Source organism: Synechococcus sp. OH2 (assembly GCF_047462155.1).
GTDB lineage: Bacteria > Cyanobacteriota > Cyanobacteriia > Thermostichales > Thermostichaceae > Thermostichus.
In genome coordinates this window covers 1-18,007 of record NZ_JANSIR010000118.1, presented here as the reverse complement: position 1 = coordinate 18,007, position 18,007 = coordinate 1, and the positions used below count along the sequence as shown (strand labels likewise).

The window sequence follows — 18,007 nt, the reverse complement described above, 5'->3', positions numbered from 1 at the left end:
CAGGGATCCCTGCGCATCAAAAGCTGTCCAGATCCCTGTCTTCTGCCTTTGGCCTTGCTCCGGTGGGAAGGCCCAGCCGCGGCGCCACCACCCAGACGTAGAGCAGGTAGCCCAGACCCACCACCACCGCCCACTTGAGAACAGTGGTGAAAACCCGGAAGACCAGCCCCACCAGCAAGATACAGCCCAAAATGGCCAAAACCGTCAGCAGTGGACGCCCCCACTCAGCCCAAGTGCGAACGGCATTTTTCCCCTGAGACGAGCTCAGCGCCCCAGAGGCCGCAGCCGCCTGCTCCAGTTCGCGCTCAAGCTGTTTTAGCCGTTCTTGTTCTGAGAAAGAAAGATCCGACATAGGGAGCAGTCTCCAGAATACAGGGCCATCTCCATCTTACGAGCTGCTCCCCAAAAGCAGGGCAAGCTAGGCCCGCGCCGACGGGATCTCTTGGGCCATGGCGCGGAACAGATCTAGAGCTGGGCCAGGGCGACGGTTAGGACGCGGAGCCGGGATCTCGTTGGGCACAAAGGGCCTTTCGACCACCACTTTGGGCTTGGCAGGCGCAGCCGTTGCCGCAGAGTTAGAGGAAGTTGCCGACTGGCTTGGAGCGGATTGTCCAGGCGCCGAGCGAAAAGGCCCGGTTACAAAATCCACCAGACCGCCGAAGAGAATGCCAAAGAAGGAAAAAAGACCGCCGAACAGCTTTTTGAGAATGCCCATTTTGCCGATGTCGTAACGTTCTGCAACTGGCCACTCATTATTGTTAAGAACGGGCAGCTTGGCTATAGGTAGATATGCTTTTTTCAACCTCAGGGATCCCCCACCGGTCTGCCTGTGGCATCGAAGCGCCGCAGCGGTAGGGCCAGCTCCAGCTCCTGCAGCTCCAGGGGTTCCGAGAGGGGCCGGCTGCGCCCCAGCTCAAAGCCATCGGCTGCCGCCGGGTTCACTGCGTAGCCCATATCTGCCATCGCTCCCACCGTAAGGATGCTTAAGGGATTGGGCACCCCCCGGTCGAGGCGGGTGGTCATCAGCTCCCGCCCCAAGACGCTCTCCCGCCAGTGGGAATCGCGGGATCCCTCCCCAAACTGGTTCTCTAAGGGAACAGAAGGGGCATTCCCCCCCAACGTGGTAAAAGCGGCAACCGCCCGCGGGCCAATAAAGTGGGGGTCATAGCCCGGCGGCGTCGGCTGATCCCGCCCCACCAAGCCCACCGTCAGCCCCTTGGGATCCCAGACGCTGGGCAAAAAGCCAAGCGCATGGCCCAACTCGTGCAAAGCAGTAATGGGCAGGTCGCCCCGCTCTTCCAAAGCCGAGAGGTTTCGGCTGTTGAACACAACCACAGAGTAGAAAGGCAGGCCATTGGAGGCCCGCACAAAACAGGGAGCCGCTCCCCCCAAAATCCGCTCGTTGCCCAGGTCTCTTGCCCGCACCTCCACCAATAGATCGTCGATAGGGAAATCGAGCGGCGTGCTGGGAGCCCCCGCACCACACTCGCCAGCCCGGATGTTGGTGGGCCCCAGATCCGGCTGATCCCCGACGATGATCTCCTGCCACCTCAAGGCCGCGCTGCGGACAATGGCTTGCTGGCTGGGAGTGAGGCTGTTGTCGGGAAAACGAACGTCAATGGTGAACTGAGAAACAGGGGCAGTTATCGGTGAAGGCAAAAGGGTGGGAACGGCAGTCGGAGGAGAAGAAGGGGGGAAACCACCCCCTCCCCCGCACGCTTTGAGCAGCAGTAGCAGTAGTACAGCTATCAGGGATCCGAGCAGGCGCAAGCTCCACGTTCTCCCCCCAAGCTTCCGAAAACCCTTCACACTGCCTCCAAAGGCCCCACAGCCCAGACGGATCATAGCGGTTGCCCGCATTTGCCGAGCAGGATTTGCCCTAGGCTCTGCCACCCATACCCATTCCCGAGGAGTGATCTCTAGGAGGCTGGGGAAACCCCTCTGGATCCTCAGTTGCTTGCCAATGGTATAGCTGTTGACGAGGCATGCCATTCCTAGACAAGCACCCAAAACGGTGAAAAACCCAACCGATGGCAAACGCCTAGGAAATGTCTCAGCCAACTCGCTAATGAACATACTCCCCCGCCCTAAAGGGCGAGGATTCTTGTTCCTGGTTCCACAACAGCACTTAACTAACTAGTGGCTAGTGATTAGTGACTCGTCACCAGTTACTAACCACTATTCACCACCTGTCACTACGCTAGGAGCTGTGCTCATTTCCCCAAGTGTTTCCTCTTGCGGGGTAGTTTCCTTTTACCCAAAGGTACTGTTCCACTCGACTCCCAGCACCTTCAGTGCCCGACGCAAGCTGAAATAACAGTAACCTTAAGAGTGAGCGAAGATGAGTCTGGCGGCCTGTTTTTTTGAGTCCTTTCAATCCAGCGGGTCGCAAGAACTGTCTTCCTCTTCTAGGCTCCAGCCCGCCCCCAAAGCGTCCGCCGCTGCCGCCTGCAACGCCTGAGTGTCCGCCCACAACTGCGCGGGATCCGATAGCGGATCTGACAGAGGCACCAAACGCAAGATGCGGCTCTCCTGAACCAGATCAATCACCACGCTGGGCCGTTCCCCCTCCATGCCTGCCACCTCCGAGGGGGAGGGATCCCGCAAGCAGGCGTAGTCGAAGCTGTTGAGGTTTAGGTAAAGGCTGCGATTGGCCACCAAGGTAGCCGCCGTTGCATCCTGAAACACCTCCATCACATAGCCCTCCCCCTGCTTTCGCACCCAACCATCGACGATATCGAAGTAGCGAACCCGCCCCAGATCCGCTAGGAGACGGTAAATATCCCGCTTATTAACCAAAATTCCGCTATCTACGATACAGGGTGCACAAGGACGAGTGTCTGTCATGGGCAGTCGGTCTTGAGGAGCAAGCGGATTGACAACAGGCAAGAAGCAATTAGAAGTAATGCTCAACAACAGCTAACCAACCATCGCAAATCCTCTAGAAAGTGGCCATCCCCAACAAGTCTAAGACTAGAGCAAACAAAACCAGAGAACCTCAGACAATCAAGATGAGAAAAAGCCAACAGCCCTACAAACTTAAGCCATTGCAGCAGAGCCCTTTGCTCCAAAAAGCCTTTAGCCTGCTTCTCGGAAAGGCTCAGCTCTGGCCTCCCTCGAATGTACCACAGCTTTCCAAAAAGGGGCACAGATCTCCTCCTTCAAGTATCTCCAAGGTAAAGGACAAGGGAAGCCGGTCGATAGCCAGCAAATTTTCATCTGTATATTGGGGGAAAATAGGCAGTTAAAGGGTTTGAGACACTAGATATTGTAGGTAATGGTGAGGACGGCCCATTGCAACCGAACCTCTGCCCCAGGCTGTCCCTTTCATTTAGCCGGAAAGCGATGCGCGAAGGCCCCTAGCTTTAGCTATGGGGATGAAGTGCTGTCTTTCTTATCCGTGCGAGCGTGTGATGTTTCATGCTAGCTAGGGAAGCCAAGCTGCTCAACGGAAGACCAGAGCGGTACCGAGCTCTGAATGAGGCCATTCGTATCCGTTGAGTACAAGTGAGTACAAGCAGTCGGAGTAGAAACTTTCACCTGACGGGATGGCCATCACCTTCACCGACGGCAACCAGGCGGGTACCTTTGCCTTGTACTGCAACGGCAAAGCCAGACAGCTTATCCTCGGCTCCAAGATCAACCGGGTGCGGTTGGTGCGCAGAGCGGATGGATACTACGCCCAGTTCTGCCTCCTGCCTCGACAGAGAGCGCTGGGCCCAGGGCAAGTACACCGGCCAGATGGTGGGTCTCGATCTGGGGCTGCACCACTTCTACACCGACCGCAAGGGGAACACGGTAGATTGTCCCAAGTTTTTGCGCCGGAGCGATAAGCGGCTGAAAAGACATCAACGCAAGTTGAGCAGGATATTCGTCAAGGGAGCTGAGCGGAACTTCTACCAGAAATGGAGAAAGAGGTTGGGCAAGGTACACCTGAAAGTCCAGCGCCAGCGTAGAGACTGAGCCATGAAGCTGGGCCGGTACGTAGTGCTCGCCTCTGGCGGTGCAGAGCGCTTTGTCGAACAACGTCGTGGCGTATGAGGATTCGCAGGTGAAGAACCACCGCCTGGCCAAGTCCATGCCAGGGATCCCCACACTGCTCCTGGTTCAAACAATGACACTCTCTAACGCCAGCCTAGAAAGCCTAGAAATTATTCATCAAATGATTGTTCGAATAGCGAGGGTGTTTTTTGGCACAAAACCCACTGCGGTTCCTCGTCACGATAGTACTCTTTTTTCCAGATTGGCAGCCGATGCTTGATGGCATTGATGATGTAGCGTGTTCCAGCAAAGGCAGCAGCTCGATGGACAGCGGTAGTACCAACCCACACTGCGATGTCGCCAATCGCAAGATGGCCCTGACGGTGACAGGCGATAGCGCCACAGAGATTGAACTTAGAGCAGGCCTCCCGGAGGATCCTTTCGCCCTCCTTCTCGGCGAGGATTTCATAAACTTCGTACTCTAAGCTGAGAACAGTCCTTCCCCTGTTGTGATTGCGCACCCAACCCTCGAAGGTTACGAGGGCACCCGCTGTGCTATCGGCAAGTAAGCGGCTGAGCTCGGTTGTTTGGATAGCAGTATCACTAATCAAAAACCGAAGCATCTAACCTCCACAGACTGGCGGAATAAAAATTACGAAGGCGTGGTCGTCAACCGGACTAGTTAGGTCACAAAATTCATGATTGACAGCAACTTTAATATCTTCCACTGCCAGCGGGAAGCCATACTTCGCCTTCACCTGCTGATACAACTCCAGGTAGCTTGCTGCATTGGTTTGGAGCACTTCTCTACTTCGTTGAGCCTGCTCCCTCAGCATCGCCACATACTGGATAGTTACAGTTTTGGTCAGGATGGACTGAGTTGTCATAGTTTCGATTACCTTGGGCTTAAAAGACGTTCAAAGGCAGCATACTCCTCTGGGGTATTGACGTTCATCAGTTCGGCCTCACAGTCAGGGGTAACTAGGGTACAGGGTTGGTCGCCAAGGACTTTAACAGGGCAGTATACCCCGGCTGCATAGGCAGCCCTCAGCACTGCTGCAGCCTGAGGAGTATAGATTGCACAGAGAGCCTCTGGAAAGCCAAGTTTGGGGTTAGCATAACAGGTCGCAACCGTTTCAGCTTGATAGTGCTCCAGTAGCTTTTGGATTGTCTTTGCTTGCAGATTGAGGAGATCGCAAGCAACAACTAACCAGTTAGCTTCGGGATGGGTGTTCAGGGCAGTCAGCAGACCACTGATTGGGCCAACGCTTTCTACTTGATCCGGCAGCGTGGGCAGCAACTCCAGTGGCGTGCTCAACCACTGACCGGCACGCGCTGATAGATAAACTCGCTGGCAGTAGGGTTGTAGCAATTCATAGAGATAGGCAGCATACGGTTTGCCAGTGTGGTTCAGCAGAGCCTTATCCCGGCCCATGCGCTTGCTCTGTCCCCCTGTAAGTACCAGACCGTAGAGAGGACGCTCCAGGAGGGCGTTTTTGCCGCCGGACTTGGTCACTAGGCGGGTCTCTCGAATACAGATGTGGGGTGACACCGACTTGCACATGTCGTAGATCGTCAGCGCCGCTACCGAAGCACCACAGAGGGCCTCCATTTCAACGCCTGTTTTGGCGCTGGTTTTGACGGTGCAGTGAACAGTTACAAGCAAGCGATCATCAATTTTGATATCAAAGGTGCAGCTCTCGACGGGAATCTGGTGACAAAAAGGGATCAGTTGCTCAGTCTTTTTAACAGCCATAGTACCCGCGATAACTGCTGTCTGAAACACCACTCCTTTCTCGAGGTAAATATCTTGACCAACAATATATGTACTCAAAGCAGGCGGCAATTGAACTATTGCTTGAGCTGTCGCTACTCGCAAAGATGCAGATTTGTTACTGACATCCACCATCTGCGGTTGGCCCTGAGCATCAAGATGCGCCCATACACGATCAGCCTCACCCATAGATCTAGCCCCCTAAACTGTACATCGGATGTAAAACCTGCTCGATCCTGCGCATTGGCTTCATCCCTAAAAGCTGTTGGTAAATCTGTCGGCGTTGTGCTGGTGTCGCATCACGGATTGGCAAGCCGTTTTCGGTAAATAGGCAAGCAAAGAGACGTCCATCGGCGGTCAAGCGCCAGCGCGAGCAGGTGCTGCAGAAAGGTTGCGACTCGGAGGCAATAAATCCGATTTTGGCAGCCCCATCGACTGTGAAGTAGAATGCTGTAGAATCAGGTACCGTCGGCAGCTGGGTTAGGGTATAGCGTTCCTTTAGGCGAGCAATACACTCTTGTGCTGAAATGTAGCGCTCATCATAAATATGGTTGGCATAGCCAATCCGCATCAGCTCCAAAAAGCGAACTGTCACACCTGTCTCGCGAGCAAATTCAACAAAATCAAACAGCTCATGATCGTTGACGCCGCGCATCAGAACTGTGTTGAGCTTGATGCTAAACCCCTGAGCAATACCCTCCCGGATATTACGAAGAATATCGGCAAGGCAGTCTCGGTGTGTGATCCAGGCTTCAGTAGCAGGCTGAAGGCTGTCGAGACTGATGTTAAGATTATGAACATTGGCAGCTTTAAGGACATCCCAGTAGAGGTGCAACAGCACTCCATTGGTCGTGAGGCTGAGGGAGGGAATTTTCAGCTCAGCAAGCCCCTGCATGATTTCGGCAAACTCGCGCCGAACCAGAGGTTCGCCACCTGTGATACGAACTTCCTCGATGCCATAGTCCAGCAGCTCACCGATAATGTCTTTGTATTGCTGCGGACTTAGATAGCTGCTTTTGTCCATGAACTCAGGATACAGGGGCATACAGTAGCGACAGCGCAGGTTGCATTGATCGGTCAGGGAGACCCTCACCTTGCGAATGCGGCGGTTCCATTGATCAACTAGTTGCATCCTAGTACCAGGGATAGAATAAAAAGACTTCGCCAGCCTTAAAGACCACTTGATCTTGGGGGAGCTCTACAAAGCCATCGCTGGTTGCCAGAGCAACAAAGTCGCCAGAGCTCTGAGGCATGGTTAGTGTGAGGGCTTGGTTGCTACCAAGCTTGGCAGGTACAAAAAAAGTGAGATTAGGCTCAAAGGTAATGGTCTCACCCAGATAGCCGGAATAAACAGTGCGGTTCAGCAGATAGCGATGCAGACACACAAGAGCTGAGACAGGATTGCCTGGTAGCCCCCAGACAATGGTGTCAGCTTGATGATCAATGCCAAACCACATCGGCTTGCCTGGTTTTTGGGCGACACCGTGAATATAGCCAGTAACGCCACAATGTTGCCAAATTCGAGGTAAATAGTCGCGTTTTCCCTTCGAGATACCGCCGGTGTAAATCAAGAGGTCATAGCTTTGGGTGTTAGTTTGGTAGTGGGCGATAATGCTAGCCGGATCATCGGGGATGTGGTCAATCTCGACCTCGGTGTAACCGTAGGCGAGGAGAGCAGCCCTGAGGGCGTAAGCGTTGGAGCATCGCAGTTGATAGGGTGTGGGGGTTCGCTCGATGGAGACCAATTCATCACCTGTGGCTACAAGTTTGATGCGGGGAACTGCTTCGACTTGGACATGGCTGTAGCCGAAGGAGGCTAGAATGCCGATATGAACGCTCTTGAGGGTAATGCCGGGGTGGAGAACGAGTGCCCCTGCGATGCAGTCGCTGCCTTGTCGATGAATAAAATCACCTCTGCTGCGCTCAACTTCATAGGTGATGGTAGCGACTCCCTGCTCGATACGAATCTGCTCGTAGGGGACGACAAGATCGCTACCCAGCGGCAGGGGACAGCCGGTCATCACTTCGAAGCACTGCTGCGGGTCGGCCAGCGTGGCAGCGCCTACCCCAGCGGCAGCCATGCCCGCAACCCTAAAGCGGCGCTGCCCAGCGGCATAGGCAGCGTAGTTAATGGCAATGCCGTCCACCATGACGCGGTTAATCGGCGGGTAGTCACGATCGGCATAGATCGGCTCAGCAAGAACCCGGCCTGCGCACTTCGCGATTGGGATCGACTCGGTTCTAGGTGGCAGCCACTGGGCTTTGATAACGGCTTCAGCTTCTTGGACGCTGATCATAAGCGCTGAAAGTAAGGCCAACGAATGGAGTGTCCGAGTATGAGCTGCACCTACCCTAGCAGCGCTTATCTTGGCTCCAAGGTGAGGAGAATTCCTGAAAGGCAGGTACAAAGTTACGGTTTTCGTGCTTGGAGCAACTAAGCTTAATGAGGGCAAAGCGCTGCAAGGGCGTTAGCTTTTGCCACAGCTCAAGGGTCAGCACAACCCCCCTGGCTGCTGCTTGCTCAAGGACGCTGGCAGGGATTGCGGTGGCATCTTCCCAAGCCGGTTTTGGATCAACAGGCAGCTCACTAGGTTGTTCTTGGCAGACATTTTCAATAAGGTGAATCAGGTACTCGCGGTAGGTAGCACGGTCGGCAGCAGTATCAGTTGGTCGGTCAATCAAGCTTTGGCGCTGCTGACGACTAAAACGCAGCCACTGATATAGTTTGAGTTTGATGCCACACTGATCCAGCTTCAAGCGCACAACCATAGGGATGCAGCGGAGGCTATCGGCAAAGTCTTGCTCGAACTGAAAGATCATCGCGTTACCCAAGACATAAAGTGGGCTTAGATTGACAGGGGTTCGATGCGACGAAGTCTGACGGCACAGGCTTTAAGTTCAGGTTGCTTCGAGCTAGGGCAGGCAACCGAGTGGGTGAGGGCATTGCAGGCGGTATCTTCACCCCACAATGGTCCCCAATGCATCGGCATAAATACCGTGCCGGGGCTGATCGCCCGGGTTATTTTAACCGGGAGGGTAGCCTTGCCTCGCCGTGATTCAACCCTTACCCAGTCGCCCTCGGTGAGCCCTAACCTGTCAGCATCACGGGGGTGAATCTCGAGAAAAGGCTGGGGGTGCATTGCTCGAATTTTGGCTACATGGCCAGTACGGGTTTGGGTGTGCCAATGGCCATAGAGGCGTCCTGTAGTGAGGACATAGGGATAGTCGGGATCCGGTGGTTCGGCAAGGCCGTGTGAATGACTGGCGATGAGACGAGCGCGACCTGTAGGCGTTGGAAAGTGGTGATTGGTATAGAGGTTGCGGGTCTCGATTGGTCCAGTACGGGGATAAGGCCACTGTTGGGGGCCTTGGTGCAGGAGCTCATGACTGAGGCCAGAAAGATCACAGGGACGCCCAGCAGTAAGACCGACATATTCGGCAAAAACTGCTGCGCTATCGGCAAAGCTAAACGCCTTGGCAAAGCCCAGACGGCGGCCTACTTCCGCCCAAATTTCCCAATCAGCCCGTGCTTCACCGGGGGGATGGCGCCACGCCGGACAGAGGGTAACGCGGCGCTCGGAGTTGGTCATGGTGCCCGTTTTTTCACCCCACTGAGCAGCAGGCAGCACCAGATGCGCGTAGGCAGTGGTTTCGGTAGGAAAGTAGGCATCTTGGACAATCGTGAAAGGCGATCGCGAGAGCGCTGCTGCTACCCGGTGCAGGTCGGGCAAGCTCACCAGCGGGTTGGTGGCGGCAATCCAGAAAACATCCAGGGCGCCAGCCTCCAGAGCGCCAATCATCCCGAGAGCATCGAGGCCAGGCTCAGGATTGATTGGGCCAAGCTGCCAATACTGCTCCACAGCAGCGCGATCTTCCGGGTTCGTAACCTTGCGATAGCCGGGCAAGAGGTGGGCCAAGCCACCCGCCTCTCGGCCGCCCATGGCGTTAGGCTGCCCCGTCAGCGAGAACGGCCCTGCCCCCGCAAAGCCTATTTGGCCAGTGAGCAAATGGAGATTGATAAGACTTGTAACCTTGGCAGTACCTTCGCTGGACTGGTTAAGCCCCATTGACCACATGGAAAGGGTTTTCCGGGAGTGCTGCCAGAGTCGAGCGAGGGCAATTACATCCTCAATTTCTATGCCGCAGCGACTAGCCACACGCGCAGGAGTGTACTCGGCCACCAGAGCTGCATAGGTCTCAAAGCCTTCGGTGTGTTGGGCAATGAAGTCGTGGTTGATGGCCCCCCACTGAATGAGTAAGTGGGCGATACCATTGAGCAAATCAATGTCGCTGCCTGGAGCAATCCCAAGATATAGATCTGCACCCTCAGCCGTCTCGGTACGGCGGGGATCCACAACCACCACCTTCAAACTCGGGTCACTCTTGTGGCGCTTGCGCAGGCGATTGAACAAAATTGGGTGGCACTCAGCGGTGTTAGTGCCGATCAAAAAGGCAAGCTCGCAGCTATCGAGGTCAGAGTAGCTACAGGGAGGGCCATCTGAACCCAAGCTTTGGCAGTAGCCCTCCACGGCAGAGGACATGCAAAGGCGCGAGTTGCTGTCAAAGTTATTACTGCCCAGGCAGCCCTTGAGTAGCTTTTGGGCAACGTAATAATCTTCAGTATGCAACTGCCCTGAACCATAGATCGCAATTCGCTCGGGGCGACTCTGGCGAATGCGCTCCACGATCAAATCCAGCGCTTGATCCCAGCTAATCGGCTGAAAATCATCGCGGAGGCTGGAGCGATAAAGAGGCACGGTGGCACGGTTGTGATCAAGGGTTTCGAGAAGAGTGGCACCCTTAACACAAACCATGCCTTGACTGGAGGGATGAGACCGATCCCCACGAATTCTTGTGCCGCCAGCCAGAATTTCCAGGCCACAACCAACCCCGCAGTAGGGACAGAGGCTACGCACGTTATCCATTGCTGATTCTCATCTGAAGCTGGTTTACTCCTCCTGGGCAAAGTGACGGTGGAGAAAGTCGAGGACTTTGTTGCTTGGGTTGCAAAGCTTGGGCGCCTCAGGGATCCCGACAGCCAAGCGGGGAAGGGCGCGGCCATGCTCAAGCCCTTCACGCAGGCCAATATAGGGGTGTCGCCTCCAGATCTTTGGTAATGTGTGCTACCGTTTGTTACCTATTATGCAGTTATGTCATCTTAAAATGCTCATTCAGCATAAAAGGTGCTTTCTGCTCCAGATCAGCCCTCAAACTCAGCAAGCGATAGCTAGATTGAGCAGCAACGGGCCGGCCGCACTTGGCTCAAGGAGGCATCCCTTACCTACAAATCGCTTCTGATGAAACCTGCTGCCTCAGGGATCCATAGCTTCATCCAAGTCACAGTGTCCACTTGGATGTCGAGGCACATGTGAGCTACAGAATTTAACCGTCCACCCTTCCTGCTTGCTGCCAGGGTCAATGCCCACAGCAAGGGGCTAAGTTTTGCAGTCAGATAGTTTTGCGTTCAGATGCACGCAGAACACTCCCCTTTTCCAGAAGGGAGCAGCTTTGCCGCTCCTAATCCGCCACCGAGCACAGCTAGTTGACACTCCCTCGACTGAAGTCGGGAGATTCTTAAGTAGCCCACAAACGGACTTGTAAAGGTGTTGTCAAACCGCCCTTAGACAGTCCCTCGAGGCAAAGCCCCAAAGTTCTGCTTACTTTTCTCAGTAGGTTAGCCGCAGCGTTAGCATCAGCGTTCACTAACCACCCTTTGGCTGTTTGGCACAGTCCCCGCTTTATCCACTTCCCAGATGCTTGCCACCGGTCGGGTCTTTCACCGTAGTTAGGTAGCTCATCCCTATCCAAGAAACTTGCCTGGGAAGTGTACACCTCGTCTACCTCAACACAAAGCCAGTCAGGGCACATGCAGTTCACGGCGCAGGTGCCGGCAACTGTTGCAACGGCTGTCTGGCAGGGAGAGGCGCTTTCAAGCGTGGGTGGACCACTGCATCTCCACTGGCGTCAGCGGGACGGAGTCCTTTGTGATTGCGCTTTCGGGGGCTGCCGCAAACCAGCCCAGAGGTCCGTGGTTGGCTTGTCAACTGCAGGGCTACCAAGAGCCCGTACTTTATACGTCAGCATGAGTGCGGGTAGTTTACAACATCCAAAAGGCCTTATCAGGTTTAAAGTGAGGAGTAACCCGACAAAGAGTGAGGCTCGACCATGACGCTGGCTCAGGAGGCAACTGCCCAAGTTCCCGCCTTTTGCGAAGGGATCCAATACTTTGGGGATCCCTGGCCGGAATTCGATCGCCTGGGCCAGGAACCTGCAGTCGATGCTGCCACAGGCAAGCTGCGGGATCCCGGCAGTCGCATGGCCGCCTACCAAACTTTGCTCTATGCCGATGCGTTGCGCTACCTCACCCTGCAGATGACAGCCAGCAAAGCCTCGGGCCACCCGGGGGGCTTTGCCAGCCAGGCGGAAGCCTATGCCGCTTTGGTGTACCTGGGCCAAAAGAACATTCCCACCGAAGTGGGCCACCACGCCCCCGGCTTCTATGCCGCCATGTTCTTGGATGGATCCCTGGCCGAGATGGGCATCCACACCGTCTCTGACTTGCAGGCTCGCTTTCGGGAACGGGAAGGGCTGCTGGGTCACCTCTCTGGCTACATCCCCGGCTTGCTGGCGCCGGCAGGGCCCCTTGGGCAGGGGCAGCACTTTGCCATGGCCGCTGCTTTGCTTTACCCGGATCGCCTCTTCCCTGTCACCATCGGCGATGGGGGGCTGGGGGAGCCCTACGTGATGAGCTCCATGATCCACTTTCACACCGCCTTCCCGCAGCGCACCAACTTCCTGCCGGTGTTGGTCTGGAATGGCTACAGCCAAGAGCACCACAGCATGATCTCCACCCTCACCAACGCCCAGATGGTTGAGTACTGGCGGGGCAACGGCTTCGAGGAAGTGGTGCTGGTGGATGCCAAAGACTTCGACGATGCCCAGCAGCCTGGCCCCTATGTGGACAGCACTCTCTTTTCCCTGGAAGCCCGCTTGGCCTTTGCCCAGAGGGTACTGACCGAAATGGAGCGGGCCATTCAGTCAGCTCTAAGCGGCCACCTGACGGTTTTCATCCTCAAGCAACTGAAAGGGGCGGGCGTGCACGCCAAGGGATCCAAATCCCACAACCTCTACGCCCACCATACCTTGGATAACCCCGAGATTGTGGCTGCTCTGCAAGCGCGGGCGCTGCATCCGGCAGCTTGGGCCCTGGTGCGACAAAACTGCGAGCGGGCTGCTGGGGGGCCGGCAGCCAAGGTGGTGGTCACTGAGTCTATCCGGCCTCTGCCGCCGCTGGGATCCCTCAACTTAACTGAGTTCCCCCTCGGCGATAAGCAAGTCTCCACCACGGCCATTGGCGCTCTAGTAGTGCAGGTAGGGCAGAAAGACCCTGACTTTCTGGTGGCCAACGCTGACGGCAACGAGGCCTCCGGCCTTGCCAATGTCAACCAGGGCCTGAAAGTCATCCACCCCACGGTGGATCCCCTCTACAACCAACAGCCCCAGGGCCAGGTTTACGAACCCCTTAGCGAAGATGCCTGCGCTGGCCTGACAGGGGGCCTGGCGCTCTTTGGCGGGCGCTCCCTCTGGTGCTCCTATGAATCCTTTGCCGTCAACGGACTGCCCATCTGGCAGACGGTAACCCAGGCGATGGCGGAGCTGCGTCGCCCCCCCCCTGCCGCTATTGCCCTCTTCACAGCTGGAGCATTGGAACAGGGACGCAACGGCTGGACCCACCAACGCCCGGAAATCGAGGCCTATCTAGCGGCCATGATGCGCAACGGCAACATCTTCCCCCTCTTTCCCCCCGACGCCAACTGTGCCCAAGTCGCCTACGAGTGGGCCCTATCGACCTTCAACAAAGGGATCCCGATCTTTGCCAGCAAAACCCCCCTGCCCATCCGCACCACCCTGGAACAAGCGCGCCAAGCCGTGGAGCAGGGCTGCACTGTGCTGCAGGAACTGCCTGGATCCCGCACTGTGGTCTTTGCTGTGGTGGGGGATATGATCCTCCTGCCAGTCTTTGCGGCGGCTGACCAGCTCCAGGCCCAGGGGATCGGCAGCAAAATTGTTTCGGTAGTCAACCCTCGCCGTCTCTACCGCCCCAGCGATATAGCCTGGTCCACCTGTGCCCAACCCGATGGAGAGTTCATGTCTGACCAGGAGTTTGCCGCCTGGTTTGCCGGCGAAGCCCTTATCGGCGTGACTGGCGGATCCAGCCTGATGTTGGAGCCCCTGTTGTTGCGCTACACCGGCCCGCGCGATCTTTTTGCCTGGAAACGCGGCGAAACCACCGCTACCCCTGCCGAACTCATGGACTACAACGGCCTAACGGCCCAGGCACTCGCAGAGAGGGCAAAGCAACTGCTAGACTGAGGGGCACATTGGGATCCCTTCAGTCTATGACTAGTGTCATCTCCCTCCGAGAGAAGCTTGGGAGGATATCCCCCCGCGAGAGAGTTGAGCAAGTCATTGTCCAAGATTTTGCCAGACCCTTGCTCCATGAGCTAGGCTTTGGAGACCTGGAGATCAGGCAGGAGTTTGAAACAGGGTGCGGAGAAGTAGACTTTGCAGCTAGAAAAAACACACAACATACAGATATCTTCTATAACTCTAGGAAAAACCCATACCTTCTCTTGGAAGTTAAGTCCAGGACAGTCAATCTTAGTGAGGGATCCGCTGCCTGTAGAGATGCAGTAGATCAAATAAAAAGGTACTTGCTTGGAGAGCATTGCAAATCAGCAAGGTGGGGAATAATTACCAATGCAAATTACATCCAGCTCTGGAGGAGGCACGGGAAGGTTGTTCACCCTGTTACAGCAAACCTTGCTATCGACCTGGATAACATTGAGAACATCGTGCATGATTTACGAAACAAGATAGAAAACTACGAGCGCGCTTTGACCATATGTGTGTACAACAATAAAGGCGGTGTGGGCAAAACAACAACGGTTATTAACCTTGCAGGAGCATTAGCATATAAAGGGAAAAAAGTCTTAGCTGTTGACTTTGACTCCCAAGGAGATTTGACAAGAAGCTTGGGAGCTACTCCTGGAAAAGTTACACTAACGCAGTGTTTAAAGGATCCCAGGATAGACGTCCACACGATTGTTCAGACATATAGGCTCAAGACACCTAAGGGAATAGTTTCCGTCTTCAACCTCATCCCAAGAGACTCTGAGCTGGAGAAACTGACCGACAGCCAAAATGCAGCCTATATCCAGAAAGGAACCAGGCGCCTTCGGGATCTGCTTGCCCCCCTTCGTCATGAGTATGACTACATCCTAATCGACTGCCCAACTCAGTGGCTTTACTTCAGCCAAAGTGGGCTTTTTGCTGCCGACGTTATTTTGATACCTACCCGACCTGACGATCTGTCTTCTTTAAATAATGCTGTTAGAGTAATTACCAAATTCATTCCAGAAACTGTTAAATCACGACATGACGGAGGCCCTATCGCTTTGCCTATCTTTTTTAATGGCGTCTCCTCGAAAAATCAAAACGCTACCAAACTGGCAAACGAAGAAATACAAAAGCTTATTAAGCAAGAGAAAGATATGGACTTAACCCCGTATTTCCGACTGCTCCTTAAAAAGGGCAATGAAGACAAATGCATTATACCCGACTATGCACTGATATCTTCTGCCACTTTCGCTCGAATTCCTGCTGTTTTTAGGGACAAAAGGATTTTAGAATACTACCAAAGTCTCGCCGGCGAGTACTTTATCGATGAGTGAGTTCTCCGATCTCGGCAAGCTGGTTAACTTACCCCTTGAGAGCATCATGCCTGCCGAGGGGTTTTCTGCTCCCTCTTTCCTGGTTACTGCAGCAGCCGCTCAGTTAAGGGCAACAGGAGGGCGCAACTGGGTGCCGCTGCTAGTGGTCGAGGCTGGCGACTACCAGTACAAGGCCGTTGGCAACCATTTTGTCTATGCAGTTGCTCAAGAAGCAGGGCTGGAGAGGCTGTGGTGTATCATTGTTGACCCAGCTCCGGAGCAGGTGGAGCAGGCCCAAGTTCTCGCCAGAGAAAGGGTTCCGAAGGTCAATCTGACTGAGGCTTCTAGGGAAACTATTTTGGCTGCGCTGAGATACCTGGCTGAGCAGCCCGGCACTCCGCTTAAGGGAGTTGATGTAACCACTGCAGCCGCGCGAATTGCGGAGGCGGATAGGAGCTGGTGGCAGGATCTAACTCCCATAACCAAGCTAGGATGCAGAATTACGCAAGGCAAAAAGTTGGATGCTCTGAAGGAGGTATTTTTCCTAGCTCCTACAGCACCACCTCCTAGTAAGAAGAAATCGTCTAAAAAAACCACGACATCCGCCAGCGTCAAGAAAACAAGCTCAAGTCGCTCGCGGAAAAAGAAAGAGGGCTAAAAGGGATCCTCCCCCCACTCCAGAACAAGGCCGGCCTTTAGTACCGCCGTTCCCCCGCCCAAAGACCCACCAGAGCTGCTTTGCCCCAGGGATCCACCTTCACCTCTGCCCGCAGGGTTTCTGGGCGGTGGCGGATTGCTTCTTCCAGAACCTCTCCCAGCGCTTCTGGAAGGAAAAACTCTTCGATCCCAAACCTGAGCTGCCACCCATCGAACCAACCCTGCAGGACAACTTCCCCAGGCCGCAGATCCCTGGGTCGGTCGCGACTGATGCCAACGGCCTGCCAAGGTTGAGCAGGATCCCCGGCAGGAGGGGCCAAGCGCAGGTAGAGGATCCCTGGCTTACCAAGCTCAGGGGACCAGCCGGGCAGTTTCTTCAGAGTGGAAAGTTGGGCAACGGCATAGCTCAAGGTTACGTAGCGGCCCCGCAAGGGGTCGTAGGGATCCCGAGGAGCAATTTGCAAGTAGATGGGGGTTCCCGTGGCAAGGGTAAGCGCCTTCCGGGTCGGCACCAGCGCAACCAGGCTTACCTGCAGCAATAAGGCCAACCAAAAGAGGGATCCCTTGGGAGGCCGAGGAGAGGGCGTGTTCATTACAGCACGGTTCTAGGCGGCTTGCTGGAACAAGTTACCCCAAGCTGTGGAGGAAGCTATGCCTGGGGGGATCCTCTTTCAGGGCAGACTTCCCAGCCATAAAGATGCTATCCTAGTTAAGCGTCTTCTCGGCTCAGTAGCTCAGCGGTAGAGCAGGGGACTCATAAGCCCTGGGTCGCGTGTTCAAATCACGCCTGAGCCATCTCTAGCAAGGCTTTGGTTGCAGCCTTTGGAGGACAGGTTGAGCTGGAGCTCTAGCTTTCGCTCTCAGGTTGCAAGAGGCGGCATTTCCAAGGGCGAGCCAAGCCCCTTGAGCTATCCCGATCCCGGATAAAAGCCGAGATCTAGCACCTGCTCAAGTGGGTAGGGACACTCGGCGGGCAGATCCTCTTCCGAGAGCGGCGTTTCTTTCACCACCAACAGGCTCCCGTCTTGGTAAGCCTCTGGCAGAGCTGCCAAAAGCTCAGGCTTTAGCTTAATCGGCGGGAAGACCCGCACTGTATGGGTGAAGAGCCAATCCGTGTCGGGATGAAAGCCGTTCGTGCTACAAGTGAGGCGAACAAGTTCAATCTCTGGAGAGTTTCCCGCCGTGGGTTGCACCGTGGCAGCACGCTAAGACCTCTGTACCAACAAGTCTGGGAAGCGTGAAGCCCGTACGCTATCGGTTCGCGCAGCGTGGCGTCAGCCATGTTGTGTTGACTCAACGAAGATGAGTGCCGGGAGTTGTTCACAACTGCTGCTACAAGGTGGGATCCCTTCCCCAGCCGAAGGTACGCCTTTGCGCAGGAAGCCCAACCGCTCGGATGCTATAACACTACCTAGCGTGTAGCCTGCTTACGTCAGGGGGGCGAAGTCCTTTGGCTGAGTTTGCAGCAAAAGAACTCGCTGGGTGGAGGGGTTGGTAAGAAGGGGCAATCTTGGCCATGAGCAGCATCTGGGTTGAGCAGCGCCGCCGTGAGGAGGAAGCGCGCCATTTTTTTTGGATGGTGGCGCTGTCCTTGCTGCTGCATGGGCTGGCGCTGCTGGCCTTGCTCTACTGGAGTCGGTTTTGGCTTATTCGCGAGCCAGAACAAGAGGCCATTGAGTTTATCTTGCTGGAGCCAGAAGATCTCGAGCCGCCGGAAGAAGCAGAGCTGGTTTCAGAAGTGGATTCCCGCGATGGGGGCGAGCGGGTAGAAGCACCCCCTTCCCAGGGCAGCCCACCCCAATCCCAGGCTGCCCCCCAACAGGAAGCTCCCCCACCGCCTCCGCCCCAACCCCAGCCGCCACGGCCGCAGCCGCCTGCCCCT

17 protein-coding genes, 1 tRNA gene and 2 pseudogenes are annotated in these 18,007 nt (G+C 55.4%); 7 read left to right on the top strand and 13 right to left on the bottom strand.

The features are described 5' to 3' along the window. Positions 1–16 precede the first annotated feature (16 nt). From NW835_RS13080 to NW835_RS13065, 4 genes are all read right to left on the bottom strand, one after another. Entirely contained in the window at positions 17–352 is a 336-nt protein-coding gene (locus NW835_RS13080) for a hypothetical protein (protein WP_414337085.1), read from the bottom strand. A 66-nt stretch (positions 353–418) separates the two neighbouring features. Then, positions 419–802 carry a hypothetical protein gene (locus NW835_RS13075; protein WP_414332533.1) on the bottom strand — a complete coding sequence of 128 codons (384 nt, stop codon included), beginning with the start codon at positions 800–802 and terminating at the stop codon, positions 419–421. A 2-nt stretch (positions 803–804) separates the two neighbouring features. Then, complete coding sequence (locus tag NW835_RS13070) at positions 805–1,659, bottom strand: leishmanolysin-related zinc metalloendopeptidase (protein WP_414415513.1); 855 nt, start codon at positions 1,657–1,659, stop codon at positions 805–807. Positions 1,660–2,373: 714 nt separating this feature from the next. Then, positions 2,374–2,799, bottom strand: coding sequence for a hypothetical protein (locus tag NW835_RS13065; RefSeq protein WP_414377615.1), 426 nt, complete (start codon positions 2,797–2,799; stop codon positions 2,374–2,376). Between the two features lie 870 nt (positions 2,800–3,669). Between NW835_RS13065 and NW835_RS13060 the strand changes: the two genes are divergently transcribed. After that, entirely contained in the window at positions 3,670–3,963 is a 294-nt protein-coding gene (locus tag NW835_RS13060) for a transposase (RefSeq protein WP_414415512.1), read from the top strand. Between the two features lie 188 nt (positions 3,964–4,151). On the opposite strand, the gene NW835_RS13055 is transcribed toward NW835_RS13060, so the two are convergent. Genes NW835_RS13055 through NW835_RS13025 form a run of 7 tightly spaced genes read right to left on the bottom strand, consistent with a single transcriptional unit; the run spans position 4,152 to position 10,680 of the window. Next, positions 4,152–4,604, bottom strand: a complete 453-nt coding sequence (locus NW835_RS13055) for a molybdenum cofactor biosynthesis protein MoaE (protein WP_414335721.1) — start codon at positions 4,602–4,604, stop codon at positions 4,152–4,154. Further along, positions 4,605–4,868, bottom strand: a complete 264-nt coding sequence (locus NW835_RS13050) for a MoaD/ThiS family protein (protein ID WP_414377620.1) — start codon at positions 4,866–4,868, stop codon at positions 4,605–4,607. A gap of 8 nt (positions 4,869–4,876) precedes the next feature. Beyond that, positions 4,877–5,944 (bottom strand): cyclic pyranopterin monophosphate synthase MoaC, encoded by a 1,068-nt coding sequence (gene moaC, locus NW835_RS13045; protein ID WP_414335717.1) that lies wholly within the window; start codon positions 5,942–5,944, stop codon positions 4,877–4,879. A gap of 4 nt (positions 5,945–5,948) precedes the next feature. Continuing rightward, a complete protein-coding gene (moaA, locus tag NW835_RS13040) occupies positions 5,949–6,887 on the bottom strand; it encodes a GTP 3',8-cyclase MoaA (RefSeq protein ID WP_414415511.1) in 939 nt (312 codons plus the stop codon). Between the two features lies 1 nt (position 6,888). Beyond that, positions 6,889–8,052 carry a molybdopterin molybdotransferase MoeA gene (locus tag NW835_RS13035; RefSeq protein ID WP_414415510.1) on the bottom strand — a complete coding sequence of 388 codons (1,164 nt, stop codon included), beginning with the start codon at positions 8,050–8,052 and terminating at the stop codon, positions 6,889–6,891. A gap of 55 nt (positions 8,053–8,107) precedes the next feature. Continuing rightward, entirely contained in the window at positions 8,108–8,575 is a 468-nt protein-coding gene (locus tag NW835_RS13030) for a nitrate reductase associated protein (RefSeq protein WP_414377628.1), read from the bottom strand. 26 nt (positions 8,576–8,601) lie between these two features. Continuing rightward, positions 8,602–10,680 carry a molybdopterin oxidoreductase family protein gene (locus NW835_RS13025; RefSeq protein ID WP_414415509.1) on the bottom strand — a complete coding sequence of 693 codons (2,079 nt, stop codon included), beginning with the start codon at positions 10,678–10,680 and terminating at the stop codon, positions 8,602–8,604. A 918-nt stretch (positions 10,681–11,598) separates the two neighbouring features. Between NW835_RS13025 and NW835_RS13020 the strand changes: the two are divergent. The 4 genes and pseudogenes from NW835_RS13020 to NW835_RS13005 form a co-directional block, all read left to right on the top strand. Then, positions 11,599–11,841, top strand: a pseudogene (locus NW835_RS13020) (hypothetical protein); the annotation flags it as partial. Positions 11,842–11,920: 79 nt separating this feature from the next. After that, positions 11,921–14,128, top strand: coding sequence for a phosphoketolase (locus tag NW835_RS13015; RefSeq protein WP_414415508.1), 2,208 nt, complete (start codon positions 11,921–11,923; stop codon positions 14,126–14,128). 26 nt (positions 14,129–14,154) lie between these two features. Further along, complete coding sequence (locus NW835_RS13010; RefSeq protein WP_414415507.1) at positions 14,155–15,489, top strand: AAA family ATPase; 1,335 nt, start codon at positions 14,155–14,157, stop codon at positions 15,487–15,489. Then, positions 15,482–16,126: a Rho termination factor gene (locus NW835_RS13005; RefSeq protein WP_414415506.1), complete on the top strand. Its 645-nt coding sequence runs from the start codon at positions 15,482–15,484 to the stop codon at positions 16,124–16,126. Before NW835_RS13010 ends, NW835_RS13005 begins: the two co-directional genes overlap by 8 nt. A 37-nt stretch (positions 16,127–16,163) precedes the next feature. Here NW835_RS13005 and NW835_RS13000 read toward each other — a convergent pair whose 3' ends face one another. Then, positions 16,164–16,718, bottom strand: coding sequence for a GDYXXLXY domain-containing protein (locus NW835_RS13000; RefSeq protein WP_414415505.1), 555 nt, complete (start codon positions 16,716–16,718; stop codon positions 16,164–16,166). 130 nt (positions 16,719–16,848) lie between these two features. On the opposite strand from NW835_RS13000, the gene NW835_RS12995 reads away from it, so the two are divergent. Beyond that, positions 16,849–16,920: transfer RNA gene (locus NW835_RS12995), tRNA-Met, on the top strand. 113 nt (positions 16,921–17,033) lie between these two features. Here NW835_RS12995 and NW835_RS12990 read toward each other — a convergent pair. Continuing rightward, entirely contained in the window at positions 17,034–17,318 is a 285-nt protein-coding gene (locus tag NW835_RS12990) for a DUF29 family protein (protein ID WP_414415504.1), read from the bottom strand. A gap of 323 nt (positions 17,319–17,641) precedes the next feature. Between NW835_RS12990 and NW835_RS12985 the strand changes: the two are divergent. Next, a pseudogene (locus NW835_RS12985) lies at positions 17,642–18,007 on the top strand (energy transducer TonB); the annotation flags it as partial.

Excerpts from the sequence above, each read along its gene's own strand:
- NW835_RS13080 (WP_414337085.1), bottom strand. The coding sequence starts at position 352 with ATGTCGGATCTTTCTTTCTCAGAACAAGAACGGCTAAAACAGCTTGAG.
- NW835_RS13060 (WP_414415512.1), top strand. The coding sequence starts at position 3,670 with ATGGATACTACGCCCAGTTCTGCCTCCTGCCTCGACAGAGAGCGCTGG.
- NW835_RS13055 (WP_414335721.1), bottom strand. The coding sequence starts at position 4,604 with ATGCTTCGGTTTTTGATTAGTGATACTGCTATCCAAACAACCGAGCTC.
- NW835_RS13050 (WP_414377620.1), bottom strand. The coding sequence starts at position 4,868 with ATGACAACTCAGTCCATCCTGACCAAAACTGTAACTATCCAGTATGTG.
- moaC (WP_414335717.1), bottom strand. The coding sequence starts at position 5,944 with ATGGGTGAGGCTGATCGTGTATGGGCGCATCTTGATGCTCAGGGCCAA.
- moaA (WP_414415511.1), bottom strand. The coding sequence starts at position 6,887 with ATGCAACTAGTTGATCAATGGAACCGCCGCATTCGCAAGGTGAGGGTC.
- NW835_RS13035 (WP_414415510.1), bottom strand. The coding sequence starts at position 8,052 with ATGATCAGCGTCCAAGAAGCTGAAGCCGTTATCAAAGCCCAGTGGCTG.
- NW835_RS13030 (WP_414377628.1), bottom strand. The coding sequence starts at position 8,575 with ATGATCTTTCAGTTCGAGCAAGACTTTGCCGATAGCCTCCGCTGCATC.
- NW835_RS13025 (WP_414415509.1), bottom strand. The coding sequence starts at position 10,680 with ATGGATAACGTGCGTAGCCTCTGTCCCTACTGCGGGGTTGGTTGTGGC.
- NW835_RS13015 (WP_414415508.1), top strand. The coding sequence starts at position 11,921 with ATGACGCTGGCTCAGGAGGCAACTGCCCAAGTTCCCGCCTTTTGCGAA.
- NW835_RS13010 (WP_414415507.1), top strand. The coding sequence starts at position 14,155 with ATGACTAGTGTCATCTCCCTCCGAGAGAAGCTTGGGAGGATATCCCCC.
- NW835_RS13005 (WP_414415506.1), top strand. The coding sequence starts at position 15,482 with ATGAGTGAGTTCTCCGATCTCGGCAAGCTGGTTAACTTACCCCTTGAG.
- NW835_RS13000 (WP_414415505.1), bottom strand. The coding sequence starts at position 16,718 with ATGAACACGCCCTCTCCTCGGCCTCCCAAGGGATCCCTCTTTTGGTTG.